Origin of the sequence: Rhodovulum sp. PH10, assembly GCF_000293785.1 — a bacterium.
Taxonomy (GTDB): domain Bacteria; phylum Pseudomonadota; class Alphaproteobacteria; order Rhizobiales; family Xanthobacteraceae; genus Rhodoplanes.
Genome location: NZ_AKZI01000139.1, coordinates 1 through 1848, shown reverse-complemented (window position 1 = coordinate 1848; position 1848 = coordinate 1). Strand labels below are relative to the sequence as shown.

Sequence of the window (1848 nt, the reverse complement as noted above, 5' to 3'; positions counted from 1 at the left end):
CTGCGCACGAGATCTCGTCGAGGTCTCGCGCGATCGGCGCCCAGTCGATGAGCGCCGCCAGCGCGTCGAGTGACGACCGGCCGCGACTTGGCCCAGAACCGAATTGAAGCGTCTCCTGACCGATCCGCCGCCGTGACATCGCCCACTCCCGATCCGCTCTGCAGATCAGCGAGTCAGAAATTCGGTGCGTCGTCCAGAGCTATCCGCGCACAGGTCTCATCACACATGACGAAAAGAGCCGTCCGGTTCGAGCTTGTACAAACCGTTGTCGTCGAGGTCGATCCACTTCCGCGCATCGAGCGATCGCGGCTCGACCTGCTGCAGCTTTCCGGTGGCTCGAAAAACCCGTCGAGCATCAGCCGGCCGTCGCGCAACGGAGCGAAGAATTGCTGGTGGCGATCCACGATCGCCGACACGACGAGGCCAGCAGCCTCCTCGTTCACAGGCGTCGGGTGACGCTCCCAGAAGGACCTGGTCCCGAACGGATTTGAAGCGGTAGTTGCGGACGTTCCTCCCGGCCTGAATTGCGCTGTCAGTCTGTCGGGGTCGAGAACGACCGGCTACTTTCGGAACCCGTTGTCGATCGCCTCCGGATAGAGGCGCGAACGAAGTTGTCCGCCAGCGTCGCTGCCGGGTTGATCTCGATGGCACCAAATTCAGCAGAGAGCGCCGCGGCACGCGTCGCATGCCATGCCCGTGCGTCGATGACGATGCCGGCATTTATCCACGAGAGCGCAGTATGCTCGTAATCCTGCGGCGAGGGCCGCGGTGATCAGGTGATGCGGTTGCGGCTTTTTGCGAAGGCTGCCTTGCCGATGGTTCGGCGGCGGGCGAGCTTGGCGATCCGCTTCTGGATATCGATCACGTCGAGGGTCTTGGGATCGAACGTGCCGCCAGACCAGTGCACCAGATGGTCGTGGTCTTCGTGGTCGGGATCAGCGATGGCCTCGAGGAAGAGTTCGAAGCCCGGAAGGCCGCCGATGTCTTCGGGCGGGGCCCGATGCTGGCCCTCGATAAAGCGCGGGTATTCGACGGCCGGATCGACTTCATCGAGGCTCTCGATGGTGAGCGTGTGCCGCCAGTCGTCGCCGAAGTCGTAGGTGTAGACGAGTTCGCTCACGCCGCGCTGGACAAGGGTGGCGAGCCGGGTCGTCTTGGCCGACCAGGTCTTCTCGAAGTCCCATTCGGGATCGGGGATCGCATGACGCCTGTCGTCGGCGCGGAACTCGAACAGGTGATAGTCCTGGAGGGGCATGACCGCCTGAACGACGTCATGGAGGCCTTTGAGCGTCGTCGTCGGCGGCACCTCGACACGGCGCCAGATGGCCGGTTGCCAGTCGTCGAGCTCGATCTTCAGGCGAGCGATGCGGTCCCGGTCACTCATGAGGCGAGCGCCAGCGGCTCGTCCGCCGCCTTCCAGTTCCACGCCAGCAGCTCGTCGAGCCGGCTTTGCCGCGTGTCGGCGATGCGGGCTAGGACGTCGGCGAGCCAGGCCTGCGGATCGACGTCGTTGAGCTTGGCCGTCATGATCAGTGTCGCCATGGCCGCCGCCCGGTCGGCGCCTCGGTCGGAGCCGGCGAAGAGCCACGTCTTGCGGCCGAGGGCAAAACCTCTCAGCGCCCGTTCGGCGGCGTTGTTCGTCAGGCAGATCCGGCCGTCGTGGAGAAAGCGGGCAAAGCTCTCCCAGCGCGTCAGCAAATAGTCCATCGCCTTGGCGACCGGGGCATGACGCGACAGGCGCGCCCGCTCGACACGCATCCAGTCCTCCAGGTCGGCGAGGATCGGCGCGCTCTTTTCACGGCGAACGGCAAGGCGTTCGTCAGCGGCAAGGCCGTTGATGGCACGCTC

The 1848-nt window shown here is 64.9% G+C and carries 3 protein-coding genes; 1 reads left to right on the top strand and 2 read right to left on the bottom strand.

Annotated features, from left to right (window positions below):
- Positions 1-225: 225 nt before the first annotated feature.
- Positions 226-456: a hypothetical protein gene (locus A33M_RS24220; RefSeq protein ID WP_157223570.1), complete on the top strand. Its 231-nt coding sequence runs from the start codon at positions 226-228 to the stop codon at positions 454-456.
- Positions 457-772: 316 nt separating this feature from the next.
- Here A33M_RS24220 and A33M_RS19055 read toward each other — a convergent pair whose 3' ends face one another.
- A complete protein-coding gene (locus A33M_RS19055; protein ID WP_202801957.1) occupies positions 773-1426 on the bottom strand; it encodes a plasmid pRiA4b ORF-3 family protein in 654 nt (217 codons plus the stop codon).
- Positions 1381-1848: IS66 family transposase (locus tag A33M_RS19050; RefSeq protein WP_157223569.1), on the bottom strand; the 468-nt coding region annotated here is incomplete at its 5' end. The genes A33M_RS19055 and A33M_RS19050, both read right to left, overlap by 46 nt.

Coding starts and splice junctions, on each gene's coding strand:
- A33M_RS24220 (WP_157223570.1), top strand. CDS start 226: ATGACGAAAAGAGCCGTCCGGTTCGAGCTTGTACAAACCGTTGTCGTC.